A 2154-nucleotide genomic window follows, 5' to 3' on the forward strand; every position below is an offset into this window, starting at 1 on the left:
GAATGACTCGTCTTTTTTGTGTTTTAAACTTCTTATTAGCTTCAAGTAAGTAATCCGTATTCTTTTGATCCCCTCATATTCATTTTCTTTCATCATTTTTGATGTGTAGTTTAAGATTTTCTATTCTATTTTTTGTAGAAGCAATCTATCGGTGTGTTAAAATAGTACAGTTGTTTTTCGAGGTACTTTAATATAGGAAGATTTAAATTTTTTTAAGGAGATAATATGAAAAAGATAGGTGTAATTACTATAGTAGTTTTAGTCCTTCTAGCAATTACTTATATGTTAGTCGGGAATTATTTTTATAATTATGCGTTGAATGCGAAACAAGAGAAAGAGTTTTTAGAGGATAATCCTCACTTAGTAGAAACTGTGAATGCATCGGGCGGTGTGTTCGCTACAAATGAAGAAAAGGATGCGAACTTTGTATCAAATCATAAACCTAATACACGAAACATAAATTCTTTCGATAAGTTGAAATTAACAGGTTATGAATATATGAATGAACAATCTAGCCATAAATGGGCAATTGTAGTTCATGGATATGATAGTAGGGCATCGAAAATGACGAAATATATCCGGAACTTTTATGAACAAGGATATAACGTCATAGCGCCAGACCTTCGTGGGCATGGAAATAGTGAAGGTGATTATATAGGGATGGGCTGGCATGATCGTAAAGATATTTTGATTTGGATTCAACAAATTGTAAAGAAAGACCCTAATGCTGAAATAGCACTCTTTGGTGTTTCAATGGGCGCGGCAACTGTAATGATGACTTCAGGTGAAGAGTTACCTTCTAACGTTAAAGTTATTATTGAAGATTGTGGATACTCAACAGTTATTGATGAATTTACTTATCAATTAAACGATTTATTCCACTTGCCGAAGTTTCCTGTTATGAATGCGGCAAATACAGTTACAAAATTAAGAGCTGGATATGATTTAGAAGAAGCTTCAGCTATAAAACAAGTGGCGAAAAGTAAAACACCTATGCTATTTATTCATGGGGATGCTGATACATTTGTTCCTTATGAAATGTTAGATGAAGTATATAATGCTGCAAAAGTAGAAAAAGAGAAATTAATTGTTCCAGGTGCTGGACATGGAGAAGCCGAGAAGGTAGATTCGAATAAATATTGGAATACCGTATGGAAGTTCGTGGGGAGATACATTCCAGCGTAATTAGATTGTTTTAGATTTGTATATACGATAATCAGAAATTGAAAACTACATGTTAATGAGGTGTTTCTATGAAAATTGAAGTATGGTCAGATTTTGTATGCCCATTTTGTTATATTGGGAAACGTAGATTAGAAATGGCTTTAGAGCAATTTCCGCATAAGAAGGATGTTGAAGTTGAGTTTAAAAGTTTTGAATTAGACCAAAATGCTCCAATCTATTCTGGAACAAGTATTAATGAAGTACTTGCATCAAAGTATGGGATTAGTATTGAAGAAGCTAAGCGTAATAATATACAACTAGGCAATCATGCAGCTAGTATGAGTTTAAATTTTAATTTTGAAGAGATGAAGCCGACGAACACTTTTGATGCGCATCGTCTAGCTAAATTTGCAAAGGATCAAGGGAAAGAAAAAGAGATTACGGAAAATCTACTTTTTGCATATTTCACTGAATCGAGAAATTTAAGTGATGTGGATACGCTTGCTACTATTGCTGAAGCTTCAGGTTTAGATAAGCAAGAAGCTTTACGTGTTATTAATGATAAAGGTGCATATGCAAATGATGTTAGAATTGATGAAGCGATTGCTCAGCAATATCAAATTTCAGGAGTACCTTATTTTATTATTAATCAAAAGTATGCTATTTCAGGTGCGCAACCACTCGAAACTTTTGTCGGTGCACTTCAACAAGTGTGGGAAGAAGAGAATCCTGCACCTAAGTTACAAGAGCTTTCTTCAGAGGGTGGAAGCGATATGTCTTGTACGGATGAAAGTTGTTCGATACCTTCAAAAGAACAATAGTTTTTATGAAGGAATAGCAACCCATAGAGTATTTTATGGGTTGCTTATCTATTCTTATAGAAGAGGTATATAAATACATAATTTAATAACGTAAATAGGATTTATAAAAAATGAAGTTTTTTTATAAAAACATATTGACGGTTTTATCTTAGAGGTGTAATATAGAACA

2 protein-coding genes are annotated in these 2154 nt (G+C 33.1%); both read left to right on the plus strand.

Going from position 1 to position 2154, the window contains the following annotated elements; all coding sequences use genetic code 11:
• The first annotated feature begins 225 nt into the window (after positions 1-225).
• Complete coding sequence (locus tag DN389_RS07250) at positions 226-1185, plus strand: alpha/beta hydrolase (protein WP_000719802.1); 960 nt, start codon at positions 226-228, stop codon at positions 1183-1185.
• Between the two features lie 68 nt (positions 1186-1253).
• Positions 1254-1985 carry a DsbA family oxidoreductase gene (locus tag DN389_RS07255; RefSeq protein ID WP_098191427.1) on the plus strand — a complete coding sequence of 244 codons (732 nt, stop codon included), beginning with the start codon at positions 1254-1256 and terminating at the stop codon, positions 1983-1985.
• Positions 1986-2154: the final 169 nt, after the last annotated feature.

This window comes from Bacillus sp. AY3-1, from assembly GCF_008368785.1.
GTDB classification, from domain to species: domain Bacteria; phylum Bacillota; class Bacilli; order Bacillales; family Bacillaceae_G; genus Bacillus_A; species Bacillus_A wiedmannii.

Coding starts and splice junctions, on each gene's coding strand:
- DN389_RS07250 (WP_000719802.1), top strand. CDS start 226: ATGAAAAAGATAGGTGTAATTACTATAGTAGTTTTAGTCCTTCTAGCA.
- DN389_RS07255 (WP_098191427.1), top strand. CDS start 1,254: ATGAAAATTGAAGTATGGTCAGATTTTGTATGCCCATTTTGTTATATT.